At 64.2% G+C, this 21920-nt stretch carries 27 protein-coding genes; 11 read left to right on the top strand and 16 right to left on the bottom strand.

Annotated features, from left to right (window positions below; genetic code table 11):
- Positions 1-327 precede the first annotated feature (327 nt).
- Positions 328-984, top strand: coding sequence for an outer membrane protein (locus EN874_RS22935; RefSeq protein ID WP_126084926.1), 657 nt, complete (start codon positions 328-330; stop codon positions 982-984).
- Positions 985-1063: 79 nt separating this feature from the next.
- Here the strand turns inward: EN874_RS22935 and EN874_RS22930 are convergent, their stop codons facing one another.
- From EN874_RS22930 to EN874_RS22910, 5 genes are all read right to left on the bottom strand, one after another.
- Positions 1064-1492 carry a GFA family protein gene (locus EN874_RS22930; protein WP_127427416.1) on the bottom strand — a complete coding sequence of 143 codons (429 nt, stop codon included), beginning with the start codon at positions 1490-1492 and terminating at the stop codon, positions 1064-1066.
- Between the two features lie 77 nt (positions 1493-1569).
- Positions 1570-1950: a TfoX/Sxy family protein gene (locus EN874_RS22925; protein WP_127427415.1), complete on the bottom strand. Its 381-nt coding sequence runs from the start codon at positions 1948-1950 to the stop codon at positions 1570-1572.
- A gap of 115 nt (positions 1951-2065) precedes the next feature.
- On the bottom strand, positions 2066-2662 hold the full coding sequence (locus EN874_RS22920) for a glutathione S-transferase (protein ID WP_127427414.1): 597 nt from the start codon (positions 2660-2662) through the stop codon (positions 2066-2068).
- Between the two features lie 270 nt (positions 2663-2932).
- A complete protein-coding gene (locus EN874_RS22915; protein ID WP_127427413.1) occupies positions 2933-3298 on the bottom strand; it encodes a histone in 366 nt (121 codons plus the stop codon).
- A gap of 426 nt (positions 3299-3724) precedes the next feature.
- Positions 3725-4255 (bottom strand): DinB family protein, encoded by a 531-nt coding sequence (locus tag EN874_RS22910; RefSeq protein WP_127427412.1) that lies wholly within the window; start codon positions 4253-4255, stop codon positions 3725-3727.
- A 102-nt stretch (positions 4256-4357) separates the two neighbouring features.
- Between EN874_RS22910 and EN874_RS22905 the strand changes: the two genes are divergently transcribed.
- Together EN874_RS22905 and EN874_RS34435 are read left to right on the top strand one after the other, a co-directional pair.
- Positions 4358-4951: a TetR/AcrR family transcriptional regulator gene (locus EN874_RS22905; protein WP_127427532.1), complete on the top strand. Its 594-nt coding sequence runs from the start codon at positions 4358-4360 to the stop codon at positions 4949-4951.
- Positions 4952-5162: 211 nt separating this feature from the next.
- A complete protein-coding gene (locus EN874_RS34435) occupies positions 5163-5324 on the top strand; it encodes a hypothetical protein (protein ID WP_245513632.1) in 162 nt (53 codons plus the stop codon).
- 26 nt (positions 5325-5350) lie between these two features.
- Here EN874_RS34435 and EN874_RS22895 read toward each other — a convergent pair whose 3' ends face one another.
- The 4 genes from EN874_RS22895 to EN874_RS22880 form a co-directional block, all read right to left on the bottom strand.
- Positions 5351-6913, bottom strand: coding sequence for an FAD-dependent monooxygenase (locus EN874_RS22895; protein ID WP_127427411.1), 1563 nt, complete (start codon positions 6911-6913; stop codon positions 5351-5353).
- A gap of 280 nt (positions 6914-7193) precedes the next feature.
- Positions 7194-7646, bottom strand: coding sequence for a hypothetical protein (locus EN874_RS22890; RefSeq protein WP_127427410.1), 453 nt, complete (start codon positions 7644-7646; stop codon positions 7194-7196).
- A 110-nt stretch (positions 7647-7756) separates the two neighbouring features.
- Positions 7757-8119, bottom strand: a complete 363-nt coding sequence (locus EN874_RS22885; protein WP_127427409.1) for a DoxX family protein — start codon at positions 8117-8119, stop codon at positions 7757-7759.
- Between the two features lie 23 nt (positions 8120-8142).
- Positions 8143-8565: a VOC family protein gene (locus EN874_RS22880; protein WP_127427408.1), complete on the bottom strand. Its 423-nt coding sequence runs from the start codon at positions 8563-8565 to the stop codon at positions 8143-8145.
- Positions 8566-8738: 173 nt separating this feature from the next.
- On the opposite strand from EN874_RS22880, the gene EN874_RS22875 reads away from it, so the two are divergent.
- Positions 8739-9506: a helix-turn-helix domain-containing protein gene (locus EN874_RS22875; RefSeq protein WP_127427407.1), complete on the top strand. Its 768-nt coding sequence runs from the start codon at positions 8739-8741 to the stop codon at positions 9504-9506.
- An 11-nt stretch (positions 9507-9517) separates the two neighbouring features.
- Here EN874_RS22875 and EN874_RS22870 read toward each other — a convergent pair whose 3' ends face one another.
- From EN874_RS22870 to EN874_RS22855, 4 genes are all read right to left on the bottom strand, one after another.
- Positions 9518-9925, bottom strand: a complete 408-nt coding sequence (locus tag EN874_RS22870; RefSeq protein WP_127427406.1) for a VOC family protein — start codon at positions 9923-9925, stop codon at positions 9518-9520.
- Positions 9926-10220: 295 nt separating this feature from the next.
- Positions 10221-11069, bottom strand: a complete 849-nt coding sequence (locus EN874_RS22865; protein WP_127427405.1) for a 23S rRNA (adenine(2030)-N(6))-methyltransferase RlmJ — start codon at positions 11067-11069, stop codon at positions 10221-10223.
- A 7-nt stretch (positions 11070-11076) separates the two neighbouring features.
- A complete protein-coding gene (locus EN874_RS22860) occupies positions 11077-11700 on the bottom strand; it encodes a hypothetical protein (RefSeq protein WP_127427404.1) in 624 nt (207 codons plus the stop codon).
- A 12-nt stretch (positions 11701-11712) separates the two neighbouring features.
- Positions 11713-12360 carry a TetR/AcrR family transcriptional regulator C-terminal domain-containing protein gene (locus EN874_RS22855; RefSeq protein WP_245513630.1) on the bottom strand — a complete coding sequence of 216 codons (648 nt, stop codon included), beginning with the start codon at positions 12358-12360 and terminating at the stop codon, positions 11713-11715.
- Positions 12361-12496: 136 nt separating this feature from the next.
- On the opposite strand from EN874_RS22855, the gene EN874_RS22850 reads away from it, so the two are divergent.
- Entirely contained in the window at positions 12497-12964 is a 468-nt protein-coding gene (locus EN874_RS22850) for a carboxymuconolactone decarboxylase family protein (protein WP_127427402.1), read from the top strand.
- Between the two features lie 188 nt (positions 12965-13152).
- On the opposite strand, the gene EN874_RS22845 is transcribed toward EN874_RS22850, so the two are convergent.
- A complete protein-coding gene (locus tag EN874_RS22845; RefSeq protein WP_127427401.1) occupies positions 13153-13545 on the bottom strand; it encodes a hypothetical protein in 393 nt (130 codons plus the stop codon).
- Positions 13546-14137: 592 nt separating this feature from the next.
- Between EN874_RS22845 and EN874_RS22840 the strand changes: the two genes are divergently transcribed.
- Together EN874_RS22840 and galE are read left to right on the top strand one after the other, a co-directional pair.
- The gene (locus tag EN874_RS22840; RefSeq protein ID WP_127427400.1) at positions 14138-15205 is read left to right on the top strand and encodes a UDP-glucuronic acid decarboxylase family protein; all 1068 of its coding nucleotides are present in this window, start codon (positions 14138-14140) and stop codon (positions 15203-15205) included.
- Positions 15202-16338, top strand: a complete 1137-nt coding sequence (galE, locus tag EN874_RS22835) for a UDP-glucose 4-epimerase GalE (protein WP_127427399.1) — start codon at positions 15202-15204, stop codon at positions 16336-16338. Before EN874_RS22840 ends, galE begins: the two co-directional genes overlap by 4 nt.
- A gap of 91 nt (positions 16339-16429) precedes the next feature.
- On the opposite strand, the gene EN874_RS22830 is transcribed toward galE, so the two are convergent.
- Positions 16430-17005 carry a DUF995 domain-containing protein gene (locus EN874_RS22830; RefSeq protein ID WP_245513629.1) on the bottom strand — a complete coding sequence of 192 codons (576 nt, stop codon included), beginning with the start codon at positions 17003-17005 and terminating at the stop codon, positions 16430-16432.
- 319 nt (positions 17006-17324) lie between these two features.
- Here EN874_RS22830 and EN874_RS22825 point away from each other — a divergent pair, with 319 nt between their 5' ends.
- The 4 genes from EN874_RS22825 (at position 17325) to EN874_RS22810 (ending at position 21209) form a co-directional block, all read left to right on the top strand.
- The gene (locus EN874_RS22825) at positions 17325-18935 is read left to right on the top strand and encodes a glycosyltransferase family 39 protein (protein ID WP_127427397.1); all 1611 of its coding nucleotides are present in this window, start codon (positions 17325-17327) and stop codon (positions 18933-18935) included.
- A 136-nt stretch (positions 18936-19071) separates the two neighbouring features.
- On the top strand, positions 19072-19989 hold the full coding sequence (locus EN874_RS22820) for a lysylphosphatidylglycerol synthase transmembrane domain-containing protein (protein ID WP_127427396.1): 918 nt from the start codon (positions 19072-19074) through the stop codon (positions 19987-19989).
- Between the two features lie 5 nt (positions 19990-19994).
- Positions 19995-21071 carry a glycosyltransferase family 2 protein gene (locus EN874_RS22815; RefSeq protein WP_127427395.1) on the top strand — a complete coding sequence of 359 codons (1077 nt, stop codon included), beginning with the start codon at positions 19995-19997 and terminating at the stop codon, positions 21069-21071.
- A gap of 30 nt (positions 21072-21101) precedes the next feature.
- Complete coding sequence (locus tag EN874_RS22810; protein ID WP_127427394.1) at positions 21102-21209, top strand: NAD-dependent epimerase/dehydratase family protein; 108 nt, start codon at positions 21102-21104, stop codon at positions 21207-21209.
- Positions 21210-21280: 71 nt separating this feature from the next.
- Here the strand turns inward: EN874_RS22810 and EN874_RS22805 are convergent, their stop codons facing one another.
- Positions 21281-21688, bottom strand: a complete 408-nt coding sequence (locus tag EN874_RS22805) for a hypothetical protein (RefSeq protein WP_127427393.1) — start codon at positions 21686-21688, stop codon at positions 21281-21283.
- Positions 21689-21920 lie beyond the last annotated feature (232 nt).

The following is a 21920-nucleotide window of genomic DNA, read 5'->3' as shown; positions in this document are numbered from 1 at the left end:
CGGGAATATGGCGAAGCGGCCGATACACGCTCTCGCCCGGCCCGGATTCGGGTCCGTCATAAATCTATATATGCTGCTGGACCCCTTGAACCAAGCGGTGTGCAGGGCAACATGATTAGCCTGCTGACATTCGCTGTTGCGAAGATGCAACGTCACCTTTCAGCCTCATTGGCGCCGGGGAATGACCCAAGTTCAGGTTAGCTTCAGCCGCATTTCAGCACGACATTTGGAACCGTTGAACGCCAAGCCCGTTTATCCCCCCGGACGGGCCGGGGCATTCATGAACATAAAAAGCCTCGTGTCTTGTGGCTTAAGGAGTAAACAACAATGCAAGCCAATCTCAAGTTTGCGCGGCCGCTGGCGGTTGCGCTCGGGCTCTTCGCCCTCGGCGGTACCGCCTATGCCGCAGACGTGGTCTCGGAAGAGCCGCCGGCCCCCGCTCCGGTTGCCGAACTCCCCGTCGCTTCCTGGGCCGGCCCCTATGCCGGTATCAGCCTCGGCTACGGCTTCAGCGGCCATGCCGATGCCCGCGACGCCGGCGTCAACGTGAAGACCAAGGGCTTCATCGGCGGCGTCTTCGGCGGCTACCAGTGGCAGCAGGAGAACTTCGTCTACGGTGCTGAAGCCGATCTCGGCTACAATGGCGTCAAGGGCGACAGCGCCGGCATCAATGCCAAGGGCGGTCTCGAAGGCTCGCTGCGTGCCCGTCTCGGCTATTCGGTGACCCCGGAAATCCTGCTCTATGGCACCGGCGGTCTCGCCGCCAAGAACCAGAAGATCACGGACAGCGTCACCTCGACCGACGAGAGCAAGGCGATGCTGGGCTGGACCGCCGGCGTCGGCACCGACATCAAGATCACGGACAACGTGTTCGGCCGCGTCGAGTACCGCTACACCGACTACGGCGACAAGGATTTCGGCGCCCTCGGCAACGTCAAGTCGAAGGACAACCGCGTCACTTTCGGCGTCGGTATGAAGTTCTAAGTCGTCCAAGCCACGACACGAAAAAAGCCGGGCCTCGCGCCCGGCTTTTTTTGTTGGCTGTGGACGGTGCTTCTGGAACTCAACATGTCTCGACAGGCGGGTGAACCGACGGCTGTTGCTGGAAACCGTCATGGGCGGGAATCGACGGCAGCCGGTCCAGCCATTCCATCCGCGAGCGGATGAGGACCTGCGCATCGGGCCGGTAGTCCTCGGGGTTGGTCATGGTGGCGGCGTGAACGTGAATCTCGTGAGACCATCTGTCGGAGCGGAAATAGAGCCTCGTGCCGCAGGACGGGCAGAAACCGCGAAAGGTGTTCGGACTGCTTTCATAGTGCCGGATGTCGCCGGCCCAGGTCAGTTGCTGCGGCTTCATGCCCATGAATGCGGTGAAGGGAGAAGAGGTGGCGCGCTGGCAATCGGCACAGTAGCAGACCAGATTGCGTGTGATCTCGCCGGAATATGTCCAGGTGACGGCACCGCACATGCAATGCCCCGCTAGAACTGCCATGGCTCCCTCCCGTTGCCGAGCCGGTCCGACATCGGCCGATGCGGCACAAGGTAGACTGCATAGACTGCGCGATCTCCTTACACGCGCTTCTTTGCGACCTTGGCGGACTTGTCTTTCGGCGGCAGTGTTTCGACGAAGGCCAGCGCGCGGTCGAGCCAGCCGGCGAGGTCGGCATCGGTGGCCGTGCCTTCCGGCGCGACATGGACATAGCCTTCCATCGAGCGCCCGCCCATTTCCATCGGTCGCGCATGGGGCTGCGCGGCGGCGACCGCGTGCGCCTCCTTGCCGACACGCACCAAGAGCCCGCGCTTCGAGGTGCCGATCAGCATGTTGCCGTTGAGCATGAAGCAGGTGCCGCCGAACATCTTTTGTTCGGTGAAGGCGCGTTGACCGAGGGCCGCGCGCAGGCGCTCGACCATGGGGTCGACGGCGCTGATTTTGGTGACCGACCTCGCCATGCTCAGCCCTCCGCGTTTTGCGCGACAGGCAAGCACGGATGCGGGTAGGGATTCAAGTGGAGGCGCTGCGGCGAAGCTGCTGATCTGCTCCCTTGTGGGGGGAGATCAGCTGTATTTAGCCCGGCACGCATCCCTTCAACTCGGGGAACTTCTCGTCGAAGCGCGCGGCCCAGCGGGTAAGCCGGCCGCGGCCCTTCTCCCACTGGCCGCCAAAGCGCAAGGCGAGATAGCCGAGGGTAGCGCGCAACGCCATCTGGCCGGCGGTGATCTTCTTGGGCAGCTTCGGCGGGTTGGCGTTGAGGAGATCGAGCGCGGCGGTGATCTTCGTCCACTGCCGGTCGAGCCAGGGCTGATAGACCATCGTGTCCGGGCGCGTGCGCCGCTCATAGACCATCGACAGCGCGCAGTCGCAGATGCCGTCGGCCAGCGCCTCCAGCACTTCGGCCTCGAGCCGCTTGTCGGAATTGCGCGGGAACAGCGCGTTCTTCGACAGCCGGTTAAGATGCTGGGTGATCGCCCGGCTGTCATGGATGGTGCGGCCGTCCTCAAGCACCAGCACCGGGATCTTGCCGAGCGGATTGGCCGATATCAATTCCGCCGGCTTGTCCTCCGTCTTGACCGGAACGAGGTCGATGGCGATGCCGGCATAGGCGGCGGCCATGCGGACCTTCGAACTGTAGGGAGAGGCGGAGGCGTAGAGCAGCTTCGGCATGATCGGTTTCCCAGTTTTCTGCGCGCACTGTTGACCGAATGCTCCCGTCAGAGCAACGGCCAGCACCGTGAAACCGGGTAGCCAATGCTCCGACAACAAAGGAAGCCGGGCAACAAAAAAGCTCCCGGAAGTTTGCCGGGCGGCAAATTTCCAGGAGCTTCAGGAAAGGCGTTCGCCGATCCGCTTCGCCCGCTGTGACGCCGAACTGGCGAGAGGGACGCCGACGGCGTCCGCCCCCACCCTTTCCGTGTCGCGAGCGGAGCTACGCGATTACTTCTTGGCCGGCGCCTTCTTGGCAGGCGCGGCCTTCTTCACGGCTGCCGTCGACTTGGCGGCTGCCGCTTTCATCGGCGCCTTGGCGGCGGGCTTGGCCGCAGCCTTCGCTGCCGGCTTCTTGGCGGCAGGCTTCGCTGCTGCCTTGGCGGCGGGCTTCGCCGCTGCCTTTGCGGCGGGCTTGGCTGCTGCCTTGACGGCCGGCTTCTTGGCGGCGGCGGGCTTCGCCGCGGCCTTCGCCGGAGCCTTGGCGGCTGCCTTCGGCGCTGCCTTCTTCACTGCTGCGGGTTTCGCGGCAGCCTTCGGTGCCGCTTTCTTTGCCGGCGCTTTCGCCGCCGGCGCCTTGGTTGTCGTCTTTGCCATGCGATGCCCCTTGCGTTTTGCCGAAGGTCGTGAGTGACCCGGCGTGCTCATGCATATCTGACTCGCGGCTATCTAGCCAGCGAAGCAACACAATGAGTTTCAGTTATTGAATTTTGGTTACACAAGACGTGCTGACAAGGGTAATGACGCAAAAAACGACAGCGAATCTTTGCCGATCGAAGTGAAATTGGATCTCCGAGAATTCCCGACGCTTTCTATCGCCCGATCATCCAGACATCCTTGGTGCTGCGCGAACAGCAAAATGTGAGCAAGCTGCTCACAATGGAGAAGCAGCGGCGCAGCGACAGTTTCATCTTGTCCATCTTAAAGATCTACAGGTCAGGAGGAAGCAGAAGCGAGCCAGTTCCCTGGCAAAGCTTGCCGACTCCAAGGTGAGCTTATTGCTCGCATTCTGGCAATGCCGCGTCAGGCGTCGAGCGGCTCCGGCTCACTGCGCAGGCGACGCGACGGCTCGGCCCGATGCAGATGCACGGCATAGGTGTCCCAAGGCGGCGGGACTGCGATACCGGACAGCATGCGGCCGACCTCACCGCGATGATAACTGCCGTGCAGGACGACATGAGACAGCATCTCCTGCCTCGTCATGCAGCCTCTGTCGCCGTCGGTGAAGGTGAAGGCGACCGGCTCCGCAAGCCGTTGCTCCGAAACGGTTTCGACATAGTCGAGATACCAGCGGTCGCTTTCCGCCATGGCGGCGCAAAGCTCGGCCGGCGCCGGCGTCTCGTCTGTGTTGTCGCTCCGGTAGCCATGCGCGACGCCTGTGAGATGCGCCGCAAATATCCGCGACACGACATGGCTATGGTTCATCAGCCTCAGCGCGGCATGGCGTTCCCTCGCGTTGCGGCGCGGGTCAAGACCGGCGAGCTTCTCCAAGAGTTCGTCATTGGCCCAGGCCTGGTAGGCAAGCAGACCCTTCAGCAACATCCTGGCACTCATCCGTCCGGCTCCGTTTGCGCTGGAAATAGATGTGAGTATCTTGTTTATATTCTCGGGAGACACGGCAGGATGTCTACTCGCATTGCAAAGCCAGCCCCGCGCATGCGCAAGGAGCCGCGCCAGGCGCGCTCGGTCGCCACCGTCGAGGCGATAATTGAAGCAGGTGCTCGCGTTCTGAGCGAGATCGGCTGGGCGGGCTTCAGCACCAACAAGGTGGCCGAGGCCGCGGGTGTGAGCATCGGCTCGCTCTATCAGTATTTCCCGGACAAGCTCGCACTGGTCGACGCGATCCGGCGCCGCCACTTCGACCATGTGCTGTCGGTCATCCGCGAAGCGGCGGCCGAGGAGAAGCCGCTCCGGCAATTCGCGCGCGAGCTTGTGCGCGGCATGATCGCCGCGCACAGCATTCACCCGACGCTGCATCAGGTGCTGCTCGACGAGGCGCCGGGCGACCGCGGCTCGCGCGCCGCGCATGCCTCGTTCCAGGCCCGCTACCTCGAGCACTATGCATCGGCGGTCGCGCAATACCGCCGGCGCAAGAAGGATACCGAGACTATGGCGCGCGTGCTCTCCTCGGCCGTCGAGGGCGTCATCCACAATGCGGCCCGCCGCAACATGCTCGATGCGCCGGAGATACAGAAGCAGCTCGCCGAACTGATCTGCGCCTATCTGTCCGGTCAGGGCGCGCGGGCGTGACGCCGGCGAGATCCCGCGATCGGCGGAGGCAACTCTGATAGCCGAGGCAGATCGCGCCGAGCGCGACGACGGCGCAGGCGCCGATGCGGCGCGGCGTCAGTTGCTCGAACTCAACCGCGCGGTGGCGGTCGGCATGGCGTTTGGACCAGCGTAGGGCCTCGCCATCGCCGGCGCGCTGCAGGACGAGGCGCGCCTCAAGGACTCGTATCTCTTGCCCACGGTGCGCGGCGACCTGCCGGAGAAGCTCGGACGAACGAAGGAAGCGCGCGCCGAATTCCGCCCCGCCGCCGAATTGACCGGCAATGACAGGGAGCGCGCCCTGCTGCTCGCCAGGGCCGATGCGCGCATGGCCGGTGCACAGCGAACAACGTGATCCACCCTCACATCCTCCCGGAGAGGTCACGTTGGTACATAGCCTGGTTCGCCGAACCAACGCGAGGCGGCCGTGAAAGCTTCCTCGCTGTCGGCGGCGGCAACCTCGTTGGCCCAGGCAACGAAACCGTCGGGGCGCACCAGCACGGCGCTCAAGCCCAACCGGTCCCTGGCCTCGCCGGCGACATAGGCGATGCGTCCACTCCAGCGGCTGCCGAGCGCCTGCAGCGAAGCGCGGGATTCGAAATCCAGCAAGAGACCCTTACCTGTCCCGAGCAGATCGCCGATCTTCGTCCCGTCAGCCAGTTCGAAATCAGGAACGCTGCGGCCAACCAGCGGGTGGTCGCCATCGAGGTCATAGCGCAGCGAGACGCCCCACACGCGCTCGGCGAAGTAAGTCGCGCCGTCGCGGGTATCGACGAGATCGCGGATGATGGCTTCCAGCGCGCGTGTGCTGCGGGTCGGTCGCATCAGTGCGACCTGGGCGCGCGACCAGTCAAGGACCTGCGCACCAACCGGATGCCGCTCGCTCGAATAGGTGTCGAGCAGGTCGGCCGGCGCGTCGCCGCGTATTGTGGCGGCAAGCTTCCATCCAAGGTTCATCGCGTCGCCGAGCCCGAGGTTGAGGCCCTGACCACCCAATGGCGAATGGATATGCGCCGCCTCGCCCGCGAGCAGCACCCGCCCGTTGCGATAGGTCGTCGCCTGAAAAGCGCGATCCGTCCAGGTTGTGGCAAGCCGAAGACCGGTTACGGTGACGTCGGTGCCGGAAACACGGCGAAGCACCGCCTGTACATGCTCCGGCGCAAGCGGCAGGGTCCGATGGAAAGCGCCGCCGTCGAACTCGACCATCGCGATCGTCCCGGGCTTCGAAAAGGTATACATGCCCGTCGGGGTGTAGTGGCGGCCGAGGCGAAGCTTATCAGGATCAGTCATCTCGACTTCGACGGAATAGCCGGTGAACTCCGGCTCGGTGCCGGTAACCTCGAAGCCGCCAGCCTTGCGTACCGCGCTGCGGCCGCCGTCGCAACCGACGAGCCAGCGTCCGCGGAAGGTCTCGCCGCCCGCGCGTATCGCCACGTCGTTATCGAACTGGTCGAGCCCCTCGACGCCAAGGCCCCGCCTGATCTCGGCGCCCATGGTGTTCGCGCGTGCCGCCAGCACACGCTCGAGGGATTCCATATCGATTGCCAAGTTGGTGCCGGCCGGGCCTGGCAGGCGATACCGCCACTTCGAGGTGTCGATGTCCTCATGGTAAAACTGAATGCCGGCGAAATGGCCGGCTGGCCGGCGCGCTTGCTGCATCCAGTGCGCGGCGGCCGCGACACCGCTGGCGCCTGCGCCATCTTTCGCAGGCCGCGGCGCCGCGATATCGCTTAGCAGCCCTCGACGGTAGAGGGCTTCGACGGTAGGTGCCGAGAGGCCGCGCATTCCAAATGGAAGCCGTTTGAGGGGAGAACGCGGATCCTCCGCCTGTTCCAGCACCAGCACGGAGAGGCCCGCGAGACGCAGCTCGCAGGCGAGAAACAGGCCGACGGGGCCGGCGCCGGCAATGACGACATCATAGAGAGAGGGGTGGTGATTGCGCATGAACTGCTCCTTTGTCGATGTTCGACCGGAGCGTTCCTCACATTTGAGAGCCACACGGACGAACAAATGGACGCCAGTGGCGTCCGATGTTCGTCGTGGGGATCTCTTGCACGAGGCCAGAGACCAGAGCTTTCGTTACCGAAAGGACTTGGGCTTACCAGACCAAGTCTGCCTTTTCCGACACGGGCTGCATAGCGATGCGGCGATTGGCTTGCAACCCCACAAGGCTGCGACGGCAGCCAAAGCTGTCTATCTCAGTCGGAGAAGCTGTAGCCGACTTTTACCGAAGCACGCGGCAGCGGCCGTTGTAGACCATCCAGCGATCGAAGCCCGAGACGCAGAACTCGACATTGTCGCCGATGGAGGCAAAGCCCTGACCTTCCTCGATCAGGTACCAGATGGTGCGGTCGCGGCCATCCGACAGGCTGACGGTGGCGCCGCAATAGCGGCGGCCGATCGGCCATTCGTCGCTGGCCGGCAGGTAGCGGTGCTGGTGGATGCGATGGAAGTCGGTGATCGCGACATCGGGCAGATGCGGCACGTGCCTGACCTGATAGGCGAAGCGGTCGGTGATCTTGTTCAGCACCCAGGCCTCGCCGCAGACGCCGCCGTCGTCCTCCGTGTAGACGCCCAAGTCAGCGGCGTGCGCGGCCTGGGTGAAGCCGAGCGAGGTGCCAAGCGGCGTCAGAAGCGAAATCAGCACAGCAAGGGCGGAATGGGCGCAGCGAGTCATGACAGCCTCTCAAGGTCGATTGCGCGCACTGTGCGGATTCGCTCGGCGGCGGTCAAGCGGTTGTGAAGACAATGGTTTCCCAAATGATCGTTGCAGATGCAGTCCGCTTGTTAGACCGTTCCCGCCACTAGCAGACCGCCGACGACGGCGACGTTGATCAGGAAGGCATTGCGCAGCACCTGCCGCTCCGGCTCCTCGTAGGCCCAGAAGCGCAGCAACATGACGTTCGTCGCCAGCGTGAACAGAACCAACGCGCCGGCGGCGAAAGGCACGGCGAAGCCGAGCGCCAGCATCAGGCCGGCGACGATCTCGAGCGCCGAGCCGCCGGCCAGCATGAGGGCGGGAGCCGGCAATTCCCGGCTCGCCAGATAGTCGCGCATCGCCTTGAATTTCAGGAAGTGCTCGATGCCGGCGAAAACGAACACGCCGCCGATAAGAAGCGCGCCTATCGCCTGAACGGTATCAATGGGCATGTCGGCTTCCCCGGATTCGTCGTTCAGTCCTTCGGGATGAAAGCGGGGTTGTAGACGACCTCCCAGAGATGATCGTCGGGATCCTGGAAGTAGCCGGCATAGCCGCCCCAAAAGGTCTTTTGCGCCGGCTTGACCACGCGTGCACCCGCTTTGACGGCCTCGGCCATCACCGCGTCGACCTCGGCCTCGCACGCCACATTGTGGCCGATGGTGAACTCGGTCGGGCCGCGGCCGCTCTCTGGCACCGTGGCGTCGTGGGCGATGCTCGAGCGTTCGAAGATCGCGAATTTCAGGCCGCCCGTAAGCTCGAAGAAGGCGACGGCGCCGTGCTCGAATTCGCGCCCGATGATGCCTTCGGTCGGCAGGTCCAGACCGTCGCGATAGAATTTGAGCGAGGCTTCGAGATCGTCGACGCCAAGCGTGATGACGGTGATGCGAGCTTTCATTTCTCTCACTCCTTTCTATATTCGTGACCACATTCGGAAACGGACGCCGTCTGATAGAAGCGCATGAAGCGCCGTAAGGCTGCATTGGTTTTGCCACGGACAACGCGGCCGGCATTGAAGATTTCGGCCAAAATCACCGTCGCACCGATCCGGCGGAGCAGATCGGAGAAATGATGGAACCGGTCCTGGCGCAGACCACCGGCTTCTTTCGGGAGCGGCCCGTGACCCAAGGCCTGGCCGGCGCCTTCTCCGTGGTCTGGGTGCATCGCCTCGATGATCAGGCTGCCCCGCCGATCGTCATCACGCCGGACGCGACCATCGATCTGCAGTGGATCGACGGCCGCCTCCGCATCGCCGGGCCGGACAAGGAGCCGCAGATCGAGAGGCCGCCGGCCGGGGCGGTGATCGTCGGCTTCCGCTTCCGGCCGGGAGCCGCCGCCGGCTGGCTCGGTGTGCCGGCCGGCGAGATCGTCGGCGGGCGGCTCGATCTCGGCGAGCTTTGGGGCACACGCGCCCGCGAGTTGTCGGACCGCATCAAATCCGCGCCAGACCTCATCGCCATGGTGCGGCAATTGGAAGAGGCGATCGGCATGCACACGGAAGGACGCGAGACGCTCGATCCGCTGATGGGCAGAGCCTTCGACGTGGTCGATGAAGGGCTGCCGCCGGAAACGCCGCTGGTTCCCTTCCTGCAGCGCCACTTGCATATGAGCGAGCGGACGCTGCGCCGGCGCTTCGAGGACGCCTTCGGCTATGGGCCGAAAACGCTCGACCGCATCCTGCGCTTCCACCGCTTCCGGCGCCTGCGCGAGAAGGCAGGTGACGCCTCGACCGCGCTGCTTGCCGTCGAGGCCGGCTATGCCGACCAGGCGCATCTGATCCGCGAGAGCCGGAGGCTGACGGGCGTCACGCCCTCGGCGCTGGCGGGCGGCGCTCCATAGAGAAGCGCCGCTCAGCCTTGCGACATCGCCGACATGTCCATCCACATCGCCTCGAAAATGTGGCCATCCGGGTCGGCGAGATTGCGGTTGTACATGAAGCCGAGGTCCTGCGCCGGATTGACATCGGCCGTGCCGCCATTCTTCGCGGCCGCATCATTCATGGCGTCGACCTCGGCCCGGCCGTCACAGGAGAGCGCAATCATCACCTCGTTGGCGCCGGGAGGTGCGATCGGCCGAGTGGTGAACTGGCGCCACTTGTCGTGGGTGAGCAGCATGACGTTGATAGCCTCGCTCCACACCATGCAGGCGGCGGTGTCGTCGGTGAACTGCGGATTGTTCTCAAAACCGATCGATTTGTAGAAGGCCATCGATTTAGCCAGGTCGGTGACCGGTAGATTGACAAAGATCATCTTGGGCATCGGCAAGTCCTTGCGGCTGGGGTTTTGGGTTGGGAAGTTTCTAAGGCGCCGCCGGCGACCCGGCCGGGCAGGCGGCTATGCGTTGACCGGTGATGCTATCCGCCTCGTTACGGCGGGGGCGAGAAATGTCAGGGCGCCCTTCTCCTCCCTCGACGCGATCGACAACCACCCGTTGCCGCGGATGCATCGAGGGCAGGAAGTTATTTCGATAATCGTATAATTAGATATCTAATATCGGTTTGCCAACGCAGTGTCAACGGATACCTAGACAGCACTGCCATCTCAAAGGGAGAATTTACTCCCCCGCCAGCCAGTCCAGCGTCCAGCGTGACGGCTGGCCGACAGCCAACACCTTGTGCAAGGCCGGGAGCATCAGCCGCAACTCGCCCTCCAGCGTGAAGGGCGGATTGGCCACCACCAGGCCGCTGCCATCGAGGCTGGGCTCGCTCGAGGCCGGCCGGATCTCGAAGCCGATGTCGAGCAGTTTTGGAATGCCCGTCTCCTTCAGCGCCGCGCGGAAAGCGGCGACCGCCTTGCGGTCCTTGATCGGGTACCAGAGCGCGTAGATGCCGCCCGGCCAGCGCCGGTGCGCGCGTCGAAGGTTTTCGACGAGACGGGCGAACTCGCCCTCCTCCTCGAAAGGCGGATCGACGAGGACCAGGCCGCGCTTCTCCTTCGGCGGCAGATGCGCGCCGAGCGCCATCCAGCCGTCGAGCTCGATCACCCTGGTCTGGAAATCGCCGGCAAAAACGGCCTTGAGCCGCGCCGCGTCCTGCGAATGCAATTCGATCGCCGTCAGGCGGTCCTGCTTGCGCAGCAGATGGCGCACCACCAACGGCGAGCCGGGATAGCAACGCAGGCCGCCATCGGGGTTTTCGGCGCGCACCGCTTCGAGATAGGGCTGAAGGAGCGCTGCCGCCTGTGGCTCGAGCGTGACCTCGAGCAGCCGGCCGATGCCGCCCTGCCACTCACCCGTTTTGCCGGCCTCGACCGAGGCGAGATCGTAACGGCCGATACCGGCGTGGGTGTCGACGACGCGGAAGGCCTTGTCCTTCTGCTTGAGATATTCGACCAGCCGGCTGAGCACGGCATGCTTGACGACGTCGGCGAAATTGCCGGCGTGATAGGCGTGGCGATAGTTCATGCCGCCCTCACCTTTGCGAACCGCCGCGGCCCCAGCGCGGCGGTGGCGGCTGCGAGTTGGGGTTTTGCGAATGGCCTGAGCCGCGGCCGAAGACCAGCGAGAGCACCAGCCCGACGAGACCGATGCCCATCAGCGCATAGCCTGCCGGCCGCGCCCTTTCGTCGATCGAAGTGGTACCGGCGCGCAAGATCAGGTCGACGGCGCGCATGTCGATGCCATCGGCATCGCCCGGACCGAGGGTGAAGACGTAAGGACCGGGAGTGACCTTCCCGATCACGCCGGCCTCGTCGCGAAAGACCTTGTCGGGCAGTTGCGGGCTCACCTGGCGTGGATTGTCGGTGTGGTTGAAGGAGAGCGTCGAGGCGAGCGCCGTGCGGCCGCCGCTCGCCGCGGTCAGCGTCAGCACCGTGCGCTGCCGGGAGGCGACGCGCGCGGCCCGCGCGGTGAGGTCGACCAGCACGCGGACTGGCGCATCGCTTGCAGCGAGCTGAACCGTGACCGGCCGAAAGCGGCTACTATCGTAGACACGGTATGTGCCGATCGCGTGGCCGGAGAAATTGCTCATCGCCCAGGGGTAGAAGACGCCGACGGCGGCGCCTGCGATGAGAACAAGAACCGATAGGAAGCGCATCGAAAGTCCTGGTTATTTCTTCGTCTGGCCGCGGTCGCCGCCGCTCCTTGCGGCTTCGCGCTGGGCAGCTTCGCGGATCCGCTCCATCTCGTCCAGAAACATCTCCAGGCCAAGCTCGAAAGTCTTGTCGAAGCCCGCGGCGCCAAAATAGGCGCCGGCGGCCACGACGCTGGGATAGTCACGCGCCAGCTCCTCGTCGCTGACCGTGGTGACGGCCGACGGACCCTTGGCGTAGCCGGCGGTCTCGTCGAGGATCGCGCCCATCAGATAGTAGCCGGCGGCGCGGAACAGACGGGCGCTGAGCTCGGGTCCGAAGCCGCCGTCCGCGAACAGGCCGATGATGGCGTTCAGCTTGGCGAGGCAGGGCGGCGAGTTCATGCGATAGACCACGAGGAACGGCGCGAAGGCCGGATGCTCGGTCGCGACACGCCGGAATTCCTGCATGCCGATGCGTGCCCGCTCGCGCCAGGGCAGGCTGTCGTCGGGAACGACAAGCCCGCTCATCTGGCGATCGACCAGCGCCTCGTAGAGATGCGCCTGCGAGGGGAAGTGATGGTAGATGCTCATCGCCTCGCAGCCGAGCGCAGCGGCGAGCTTGCGCATCGAAAAGCCGGAGAGCCCTTCCCGCTCGACCACCTCGAAGGCGGCGTCCTCGATCATCTCCCGGGACAGCCGGCCGCGTGTTCGCTTTTTTTTGATCGACGAGTCCATGGCGTCGCTTGACAACTTACACTGTAAGGTTCATCTTCCGCACCACCTTACACCGTAAGGCTAACAAAAACCAGAGGAGAAAAGCATGTCGGTCTCTCGCATCGTCTCAGCCGCGCATTCCAGCCTTCGTTCCACCTCGCTGCTCGCCGCAGTCGCGCTCACCGCGACCTTGGCCGCGCCGGCCAGCGCCGACGACTATGACGCCGCCATCAAGGACATCCAGTCGACCATGGGCGGCGTGCCCGGCTTCGTCAAACAGTTCCCGAAAGCCGGTCTGCCCGGCGCGTGGGCCGAGATCAAGGCCATCGAGCTCAGCGACAAGACGGCGCTGCCGCCGAAGGTGAAGTCGCTGATCTCGCTGGCGGTCGCGGCGCAGATCCCCTGCAATTATTGCATCTGGTCGGACACCAAGAACGCCAAGCGCGCCGGCGCCACCGACGAGGAGATCCAGGAGGCCGTCGCCATGGCCGCCTTGACCCGCCATTGGAGCACCATCTTCAACGGCATGCAGGTCGACTTCGCGCAGTTCAAGAAGGATATGGGCGGAGAATAGGATCGAGGCGGCAAGAGTCCCCGAAGGAGACGGCATGGCCCGCGAGGTGCGGGCCATGCGCGGCCCGCGGGCACCGCTAGCGCCGGCGCCCGGACCGGCAACCAACGGGTGTGACGCCGCCCCGCCTCCTCGGGCGCCCCTTGCCGGGCAGCAAAAATTTCCAGCCAATCAATCAGCTATCGCTAAAATTAACCAAGTTTGCCATAGTGTTTGCCGAGTGGGGTTCCGGCTAGTGATTCGAAACAGAGCGTCTCGCACGCTCCAGAGGATTTTTGATGCTCATGGCTCACGAGAAGCAAACCAAACCTTCCTCCAACAACAAATTTCTCAGATCCAGTAAATTTCTCAATACTTTTTTTATCCTTGGCACAGCTATAGCAATTTCCGGGTGCCAATACTTCAACTTTGGGCAGCCGTCGGCATTCAGCGCCTCCCAGAGCGGCAGCGCCGCCTTGATCAGCTTGAAGCCAAATCGGGTTGCTCAGACCAGAACCGCGCCCGCCGCGGTCGCCAGCGTGAGCGCCAACCCCTATTTTGGGAACGCCGCGCATATCTGCAGCCCGAGCGGCTTCGGACAGCAATCGCATTGCTTCACGAGAGGTCCCGTACCGCTTTCAGCCCAGAACATCTAGCGTTCGGCCGCCCATCGAAACAAAACGGGCAAGCTTGGCGTCCCCGGCGAGATCTCATGTAAGCGCGTTTCTCCTTATACCATGAGATCGGCCGCGCTTTTCATCTTCCGGCCCTGGTTGTCCTCGCCCTGACGAGTGCCGGCCCATAGCGCATGGGCGGTCGACGCCGCAGCGTTACTTTGGACCTCCGAGACCCGCATTCGAGGCGTTCCTGGTTAACCACTCACAAACAAGTGGGGTTAACAAAACGCTAATTTAGTTGACTACGCGGTCCACAGGTATATTTTTATATGCGTTGGGTGTGCAATTTGGGCGAGCAGTCCGCGGTGGTGGCAGCCATATTCGTGGATCGCGACTTAGGGGCGAAGGGACGCTAAGCGGCGAAAACAAGCCGTATAGCAAGAGCTCCGCGAACTCAGAAAAAAACACATCGGTGAGGGCGATTCCGTGCGAGCGGAAATCGTCGTGGTGTTTTCCTGACGTGGCCAGGCGACGTGCCTTGCCGCGATGGGATGGTGTTCGCGGCGCGTATGAGGAAACCATGAGTAGGGTCGTCAAGGTTCTGAAGCTCGACAGGGGGGGACGTCGCAGGGGGGGCAATTTCGATCGGGGCCGCGCCCTGGTCGCGGGGGGAGCCGGATTTCTAGGCTCGCATCTTTGCGAAAGGCTCTTGTCCGACGGATATGAAGTCATCGCGCTCGACAATTTCCACACCGGCAAGGGCTACAACCTGGCCGGAATCGCGCGAGACGGGTCCTTCACCTGCATCAGGCACGACATCATCGATACGCTGCCCACGGATCTTGCGGTCGACGAGATCTACAATCTCGCCTGCCCTGCTTCTCCGCCGCACTATCAGGCGGATCCGATCCACACCTTCAAGACCAGCGTGCTCGGCTCGATCAACCTTTTGGAGCTCACCAGGCGCCATAACGCCAAGATCTTCCAGGCCTCGACTTCGGAGGTCTACGGCGATCCGCTGGTGCATCCGCAGCCGGAAGGTTACTTCGGCAACGTCAACACGCACGGCCCGCGCTCCTGCTACGATGAGGGCAAGCGGTCGGCCGAGACGCTGTTCTTCGATTATTCGCGGACATACGGCATCGATGTCCGCGTCGCGCGCATCTTCAACACCTATGGTCCGCGCATGCGGCCCGACGACGGCCGCGTGGTGTCGAACTTCATCGTCCAGGCGCTGCGCGGCGATGACATCACCGTCTATGGCAGCGGCTCGCAGACGCGCTCCTTCTGCTTCGTCGACGACCTGATTGAGGGCTTCGTGCGCCTGATGAACGCCGGTGTGGCCCCCCAGCACCCGGTCAATCTCGGCAACCCTGTCGAGTTCACCATCATGGAATTGGCCGAGTCGGTCATCGACTATACGAATTCACGCTCGCGCATCGTGCACCGGCCGCTGCCGGTGGACGACCCCAGGCAGCGTAAGCCCGATATCTCCTTTGCCAGGCAGCATCTCGGCTGGGAGCCGAAGGTTGCGCTGAGCGAGGGGCTCGCCCATACCACGTCCTATTTCGACGCCCTTCTGGGCGGCCGCCGGCCTGTCGTCCCGCGCGACGTCGAGGCATCTTCCGCCAGGGAGGCAACGGCATGACGACCCGCCACCCGGTTCTGGTGACGGGTGGCGCCGGCTTCATCGGCAGCCACACCTCAAAGCTGCTCTCGGCGGCGGGCTACCTGCCGGTGGTCTACGACAATTTGAGCCGCGGCAACGAGAAGGCCGTCGGCTGGGGTCCGCTGGTCGTCGGCGACATCCGCGACCGCGAGGCGCTGCAGCGGGCGATCGACGCCCACCAGCCACGGGCGATCGTCCACTTCGCCGCCCTTGCCTATGTCGGCGAGTCGGTCAGCGAGCCGGCGGACTATTACTCGACCAATGTCGCCGGCACCGTCGCGGTGCTGGACGCGGCGCGGGCAAACGGCATCGACAAGGTGATCTTCTCCTCGAGCTGCGCGACCTACGGGGTGCCCGAGGCGCTGCCGGTCAGCGAAGCCTGCTCGCAGAAACCGATCAGCCCCTATGGCCGCAGCAAGCTGATGTGCGAAGAGATCATCAAGGACTGCGGCGCGGCCTACGGCATGAAATACGCGATCCTTCGCTACTTCAACGCCTGCGGCGCCGATCCCGAAGGCGAGCTTGGCGAGTGGCATACGCCCGAAACCCACCTCATTCCGAGGGTGCTGATGGCGGCGTCCGGCCTGATCGAGGCGATCGAGGTGTTCGGGACCGACTACAGGACAGCGGATGGCACCTGCGTGCGCGACTACATCCATGTCAGCGACCTCGCCCGCGCGCATCTCATGGCATTGATGCATCTCGAGGCCGGTGGCGCCAGCCTGTCGGTCAATCTCGGCACCGGTCGGGGCATCTCGATCAAGGAGATCCTCGAGGCCGTCGGCCGCATCACGGCCCGGCCGGTCCCGGTCTCCTACAAACCGCGCCGGCCGGGCGACCCGGCCGGACTGTTCGCCGATCCGAGCCTCGCGCGCGAGCAGCTGGGCTTCGTGGCGGAACTTTCCGATATCGACACCATCGTCAGGACAGCCGCGCCCTTCTTCGGGCTGCAGCCGGCCCAGACACCCAAGGCTTTCAACGCCTCCGCCGCCGTCTCGCGCGCAAAGCGCACGCCGCGCGGCAAGAACGCCGGTGAAAAACGCCAGCCCGCAAGGCCGGCAGTCGTCCCTGTGAGTACTGTGTCGGGGCGCGGGCTCGCTGAGCTGGGTTGAGGGCTTGTCTCAGCGAGCCTCTTCTATTCGGGTGCGGACCGAAGCGGTTCGGCTTTCCACGGGAATGCCGAACCGCTCCAGGTGCCGGCAGCTATCCCTTGCTGTCGACCAGCTTGCGGGTTTCGTCGAACTGCGCGCCCTTGGTGTTGCCGGTCTGGAATTTTTGATGCTCGTCGGCGGGATCGTCCTTGGCGTGCTTGAAATCGTACCACTCGCCGTCCGGATCCTTGCGCTGCTCGATCTTGCCGCTCTCTATGCGATGGCTGTAGCAGGTGCGCTGCGGCTTGGTGGTGTAGGTCTTGGATCTCCAGGCAAGCTCCATGCACATCTTGCCGGTGTCGGTCAGCAGCCAGCGGCCTTCGGCGACGGCCGGCTTGTCCTGGCCGGCCGTCCAGGCCTGCAGGCGCCGGTCGAGGCCGAAATAGGCCGCACCGTTCTTCCAGTTCCACGTGCGATCGGCATAGAGAAGCTGCAGTTCGAAGGCCGTCGGCGCGATTTCGGGCTTGGCGGCGGCTTCGACCGGTGGCGCGCTGCTCTTGGCGGCCGCCGTGCCGGCCGCGCCGGAAAAAGCAAGCTGACCGCAAACGGCGATGAAGGGCACGAGCCAGCCGCGGCCGGCGAACCGGCGGGACCCCCTGCCCGGCTCCGATCGGGATATGGTTTTCACTGTCGTTCCGATGCGCGATCGCATGTCAATAGCCCCCTCTCGAACCCAAGCCAACGGGATCGAGCAACCATGATGTGGAAGATGTTTCTTCGGGCTTTCCGCGGTCCGTCACGATGCCCGGGCGCTGTCTGCCCGATGGCGGCGCGGTGAGCGCCCTTGAAGCCATTAACAGCCCAGCGTGGCGCGATGTCAACAGAGTCCAGACCCAAGTCATCGCGGCAAGACGTTATTTAACCATGGGTATTACAATCTTGTGATATTTTCACAGTTATTGGCGATTACGTGCCACAGTAGCTGCGGTGGGAGGGAGCGGCTTAGGATGACCGGCAACACGGAAACGGCTGATGTCCCGGGCGTGGCGCTGCCTCGCCGGCGAGGCGTGGGCGTGCGCATCGAGGTCCATACGCTGATTTTGCTGGCCATCCTGCTGGTGGCTGCAATCGCCCGTTTCCACAATATCACCCAGCCGCTCGTCGACGCTTTCAGCTGGCGCGAGACGAGCACCGCGATGATGGCCGACAATTTCCAGCAGCGCAGCTGGAACATCTTCTTTCCGGAAGTGAGCTGGACCGGCCCCGGGCCGAGCTATCAGGGGCGGGAATTCCAGATCGTCAGCTATCTCACCGCCCTGCTCTATCAGCTTTTCGGCTGGCACGACTGGTTCGGCCGGATGATCGCGGCGGCGTTCGGCATGGTGACGGTGTTCTCGCTGCACCGGTTGACCGCGCTCTGCTGGGAAGAGGCGCATGCCCATGCGGCGGCGCTCGCCTATGCGCTGATGCCCGGCCCGGCGATGATCGACAGCTCGTTCCTGCCCGACCCCTCGATGCTGGCGCTGGTGACGCTTGGCGTGTGGCTGTTCGCGAAATACTGGGTCGGCGGCAAGGCATGGCTATTGCCGCTGGCCACCCTCTCTTTCACGCTGGGGGCGCTCGCAAAGCCACCCGGACTCGCCGCCGGCGCGGTCATCTTCTACCTGATGGTCTGCTGGATCGTTGCCGGGAAAAGAAAGCACGCGACCGGAGTGTTCGCGGCTGGGCTGGTAAGCCTCGCCATCATCGCCACCTATTTCAGCTGGGCGATCTATCTCGGCCGCTCCTACCCGCCATATCATGTGGCAGGCAGCGGCTATATCTGGGATTCCGGCTTCGCAACGTTCTTCAAGAACAGCTTCTATCTGAAGTCCGTCTGGAACACTTCGGTCTGGTGGTTCTACGGCTATCCGTTCATGGCGCTGATCGCCGTCGGATTATGGATGCCGCCAAAACCTGCCGAGACCAGCGAGCGGGCCCTTTCGGCCATTCCCTATGTATGGCTTGCGGCGGCGGCGGTCGTCTATATCGCCGCCGCGCGCGAGATCACCAGCAATCCATGGAATTACCACATCTTCAATGTACCGCTGGCGATGTTCTGCGGCCGCGGCGCGCTGGTGCTGGCGACGCTCGGCACCGGAACAGCGCTGACTCCCGCAGTCATTCTGCGCTCGGCCTTCATCGCGGTGCTGGCCCTGGCGCTGTCGACCGTTCCCCTGCTCAAGACGATGAAGGCGCCGATCGCCATGAACGGCAAGCTGCTTGGCGAGGAGCTGGCGCGCCTCGTCCAGCCCGGCGAGCTTGTCGTGGCCATCGCGCCGGAAGCCGGCGACCCCGTCGCGATCTACTACAGCCGGGTCCGCGGCTGGGTATTTCCGCCCGGCGGCGGCGATGTCGAATGGTCGAAATTCGCCGAAGACGACACCACCGCGATCGCCCAGCTCGAGGATCTGCGCACCCAGGGGGCGGATTATTTCGGCACCGCCAAGAACGCCGCCGACAAACGGGACCGTCTGTTCGTCGAACATCATGACGGGGTGGTCGACTATCTCGACAAGACCGCAACCAAGCTTGTGGATTCGGACAAGCTGCTGGTCTATAGGATCACCCGCCCGTGAGGAAGCCGCGGCTTTTGAGGCCGGGCCATGGTCTTTCGGCGGCAAACGGCAGACCAGGCTGTCGGCAGACGGCCGCGTACCGATGAACGTTGCGCCGCAGCCGCTGACGCGGCAACGGAAGCCGGCGGAGAACTGGTTGAAAAAAGCATTCTCGATAATCGTCACCCTGGCGCTGCTGGCATGGCTTGCCGGCGACGCGCGCTGGAAGATGGTGGGCGACGCCTTCGCCAGCATCACGCCGGGCGCCTTCGCGGCGGTGACCCTGGCGCTGTTCGTCACCTATGTGCTGCGCGCGTTGCGGGTCTGCGACGAGTTCCGCGACGAGGTGAACGGCCGCTTCGGTGCCTGCCTGCGCGTCATCCTGGTCCACAACGCCATGATCAATGTGGTGCCGTTCCGCGGCGGCGAAACCGCTTTTCCGATCCTGTTGCGCCAGGTGTTCGGCATCTCGATCGTGCGCGCCAGCGCCTCGCTCCTCTGGTTCAGGCTGCAGGATGCCTTCGTCGTCGGCGTGCTTGCCTGCCTAGTCTGGCCTGGCCTCCATCCAGCGCTCAGGGCCGCGGGCATCGCGGCGCTGATTGTCGTCGCCTGGTACCTGCCGCGCCGGGCGCGCGCGCCGCATGACTGGGCCGGGCGCGGCAGGATCGTTTCGAAGCTCGGCAAGCTGCGCGACATCTTCACAGAGGCGACAGGACGCTCTCGCTACGGCTGGTGGTGGACGGTGGCCAACTGGACGCTCAAGCTTGCCGTGCAGGGGTGGCTGCTCGCCATGCTACTCGGCACCTCCTTCCAGACGGCCTTTCCCGGCGCCGTCGGCGCCGAGGCCGCCGCCATCCTGCCCGTCCAGGGCGTCGCCGGTTTCGGCACCTACGAGGCGGGCGCCGCGGCGGCGCTGCTCTATTCCGGCATCGCCATGAAGGACGGCCTGCAAGCAGCGCTTGCGCTGCATCTCTTCATCCTCTGCTCGGCCGTCGCCACCGGTGCGATCGCCTGGCTGTTTCCCTCGAAATCGACACTGCCGGACAACCCGGCCACGGGGCCCGCAAGGAAATGACCGCCATGAACGTGCTTCCCATTCCGCTCTCGGGACTGCCCGAGGGCGCCGTCATGCCCGAGCACAAGCTTTCCATCGTCATTCCGATGTACAACGAAGCCGACAATGTCGAGCCGCTGGTCGTGCGCATCCACCAGGCGATGGAGAACTACAGCCAGCCCTGGGAGGTCGTGCTGGTGGACGACGGCAGCACCGACGCCACGCCGAGCGAAATCCGCCGGCTCGCGGCCGAGTACGGAGCGCATGTGCATGGTGTGGAACTGGTGCGCAACTACAAGCAGACCGCCGCCATGCAGGCCGGCCTCGACGCCGCCCGCGGCGATGTCATCGCGACGCTCGACGGCGACCTGCAGAACGACCCGTTCGACATACCGCGGATGGTCTATCGCCTGCTGACGGAGGATCTCGACCTCGTCGCCGGCTGGCGCAAGGACCGCCAGGAGGGGTTCTGGATGCGGCGGCTGCCGTCGCGCATCGCCAACTCGCTGATCGCGCGCGTCACCGGCGTCAAGCTGAAGGACTATGGCTGCAGCCTGAAGGTCTTCCGCGGCAGCGTCATCCGCAGCGTGCGCCTCTACGGCGAAATGCACCGCTTCATCCCGGCCTGGCTGGCGACGGTGACGACGCCGCGGCGCATCGCCCAGGAGGTGGTGACGCATCACGCCCGCATCCACGGCCAGTCCAAATACGGCATATCGCGCACCTTCCGCGTGGTGCTCGACCTCGTCTTCATGTTCTTCTTCATGCGCTACCGCACCAGGCCCGGCCATTTCTTCGGCGGCATCGGCATCGTGCTCGGCGTGCTGGGCTCCCTCGTCCTGACCTACCTGTTCGGCCTGAAGGTGTTTTTCGGGCAGGACATCGGAACGCGCCCGATGCTGTTCACCGGCTTCTTCCTGGTCATCGCCGGGCTGCAGATGGTGACGTCGGGCGTGCTCGCCGAAATGCTGTCGCGCGTCTATCTCGAGGCGAATGTCTCGCTCGCCTATGTGGCGCGCCCGCAGCCCGCGCATGGCGAAGGCGATGGCTGGCGCTGGCCAAGCCCGCCGGCGGAAGCCAAGAAAGCCCCGCGACGGAAATGATCCGCCGCTGCCCTCGTCCGGGGCCCGCGCATGACCGCCTTCGTGACGGGAAACGCCGGCCTCATCGGCAGCCATGTCTGTCAACGTCTGCTGGATCGCGGCGACACCGGGAGCGGCGTCGATGGCGTGAACGCCTAAAGCAGGTCACGTGAAAGAGATTCACGCGACCTGCTTTAGGTCTTTGATTTCAAGTGAACGCCTGTGCCGGTTCAGCGCGCGCGGCAGGCGGAGCGCTGGCCAAAGCCGCTCGGCCCGCAAATCCAGGGCGAGTGGCCGAGCAGCGGCCCAGCGCTGCCTGGGCTGAAGGACACCTTGACCGGCGCCGGCGTGCGGATGCGCTGCGGCCGCACGAAGGCCGCATAAGCCTCTTCTCTGACCCGCGTCACGCTGGTCGTCTGCGTCAACGGCTTGCGATGGACGCGGTAGAGCCGCTTTCCCTTGACGTAATAGACCTTCTTGGCGAGCGCGTTCGCCACCGGCTTGTTGCCGGCGATCGAGCTGGTCCTGCCCGCGTCCATGCTCTGGCATCCGGACACCATCGAGACCAGCGCAATAGCGACAAAGACGCTGGCATGTTTCTTCGCGAGCACCGCCGCGCCATTCACGAATTTCTTCATTGTCGTCCCCTGTCGTGAAATAATTCTCTGGAGCGCGGGGATATAGTTTCTCTCTGCTTCTTTCCGCGCCCTGCAAGCGGTCTATTGCCACTTGCTTCATGTGAGAAATATTAGAGGAGACTTATTAAAATTCATGCAAACGACACAATGAGCGCCGTCTTTCCGGGTTCGATCGATTATTGTTAAAATTTGAATCTTTCCGGCTGCCGCCTGCAGCAGGTCGCTGTCAGGA

The sequence above is a fragment of the Mesorhizobium sp. M1D.F.Ca.ET.231.01.1.1 genome (assembly GCF_003999155.2).
Lineage (GTDB): Bacteria > Pseudomonadota > Alphaproteobacteria > Rhizobiales > Rhizobiaceae > Mesorhizobium.
This window is presented reverse-complemented; position numbering and strand designations above follow the sequence as displayed.

Coding starts and splice junctions, on each gene's coding strand:
- EN874_RS22810 (WP_127427394.1), top strand. CDS start 21,102: ATGACCGCCTTCGTGACGGGAAACGCCGGCCTCATCGGCAGCCATGTC.
- EN874_RS22865 (WP_127427405.1), bottom strand. CDS start 11,069: ATGAACTATCGCCACGCCTATCACGCCGGCAATTTCGCCGACGTCGTC.
- EN874_RS22805 (WP_127427393.1), bottom strand. CDS start 21,688: ATGAAGAAATTCGTGAATGGCGCGGCGGTGCTCGCGAAGAAACATGCC.
- EN874_RS22910 (WP_127427412.1), bottom strand. CDS start 4,255: ATGAGTGCCAGGATGTTGCTGAAGGGTCTGCTTGCCTACCAGGCCTGG.
- EN874_RS22895 (WP_127427411.1), bottom strand. CDS start 6,913: ATGCGCAATCACCACCCCTCTCTCTATGATGTCGTCATTGCCGGCGCC.
- EN874_RS22920 (WP_127427414.1), bottom strand. CDS start 2,662: ATGCCGAAGCTGCTCTACGCCTCCGCCTCTCCCTACAGTTCGAAGGTC.
- galE (WP_127427399.1), top strand. CDS start 15,202: ATGACGACCCGCCACCCGGTTCTGGTGACGGGTGGCGCCGGCTTCATC.
- EN874_RS22905 (WP_127427532.1), top strand. CDS start 4,358: ATGCGCAAGGAGCCGCGCCAGGCGCGCTCGGTCGCCACCGTCGAGGCG.
- EN874_RS22880 (WP_127427408.1), bottom strand. CDS start 8,565: ATGAAAGCTCGCATCACCGTCATCACGCTTGGCGTCGACGATCTCGAA.
- EN874_RS22935 (WP_126084926.1), top strand. CDS start 328: ATGCAAGCCAATCTCAAGTTTGCGCGGCCGCTGGCGGTTGCGCTCGGG.
- EN874_RS22840 (WP_127427400.1), top strand. CDS start 14,138: ATGAGTAGGGTCGTCAAGGTTCTGAAGCTCGACAGGGGGGGACGTCGC.
- EN874_RS22890 (WP_127427410.1), bottom strand. CDS start 7,646: ATGACTCGCTGCGCCCATTCCGCCCTTGCTGTGCTGATTTCGCTTCTG.
- EN874_RS22815 (WP_127427395.1), top strand. CDS start 19,995: ATGAACGTGCTTCCCATTCCGCTCTCGGGACTGCCCGAGGGCGCCGTC.
- EN874_RS22925 (WP_127427415.1), bottom strand. CDS start 1,950: ATGGCGAGGTCGGTCACCAAAATCAGCGCCGTCGACCCCATGGTCGAG.
- EN874_RS22855 (WP_245513630.1), bottom strand. CDS start 12,360: ATGATCGAGGACGCCGCCTTCGAGGTGGTCGAGCGGGAAGGGCTCTCC.
- EN874_RS22875 (WP_127427407.1), top strand. CDS start 8,739: ATGGAACCGGTCCTGGCGCAGACCACCGGCTTCTTTCGGGAGCGGCCC.
- EN874_RS22870 (WP_127427406.1), bottom strand. CDS start 9,925: ATGCCCAAGATGATCTTTGTCAATCTACCGGTCACCGACCTGGCTAAA.
- EN874_RS22860 (WP_127427404.1), bottom strand. CDS start 11,700: ATGCGCTTCCTATCGGTTCTTGTTCTCATCGCAGGCGCCGCCGTCGGC.
- EN874_RS22885 (WP_127427409.1), bottom strand. CDS start 8,119: ATGCCCATTGATACCGTTCAGGCGATAGGCGCGCTTCTTATCGGCGGC.
- EN874_RS22915 (WP_127427413.1), bottom strand. CDS start 3,298: ATGGCAAAGACGACAACCAAGGCGCCGGCGGCGAAAGCGCCGGCAAAG.
- EN874_RS22850 (WP_127427402.1), top strand. CDS start 12,497: ATGTCGGTCTCTCGCATCGTCTCAGCCGCGCATTCCAGCCTTCGTTCC.
- EN874_RS22930 (WP_127427416.1), bottom strand. CDS start 1,492: ATGGCAGTTCTAGCGGGGCATTGCATGTGCGGTGCCGTCACCTGGACA.
- EN874_RS22825 (WP_127427397.1), top strand. CDS start 17,325: ATGACCGGCAACACGGAAACGGCTGATGTCCCGGGCGTGGCGCTGCCT.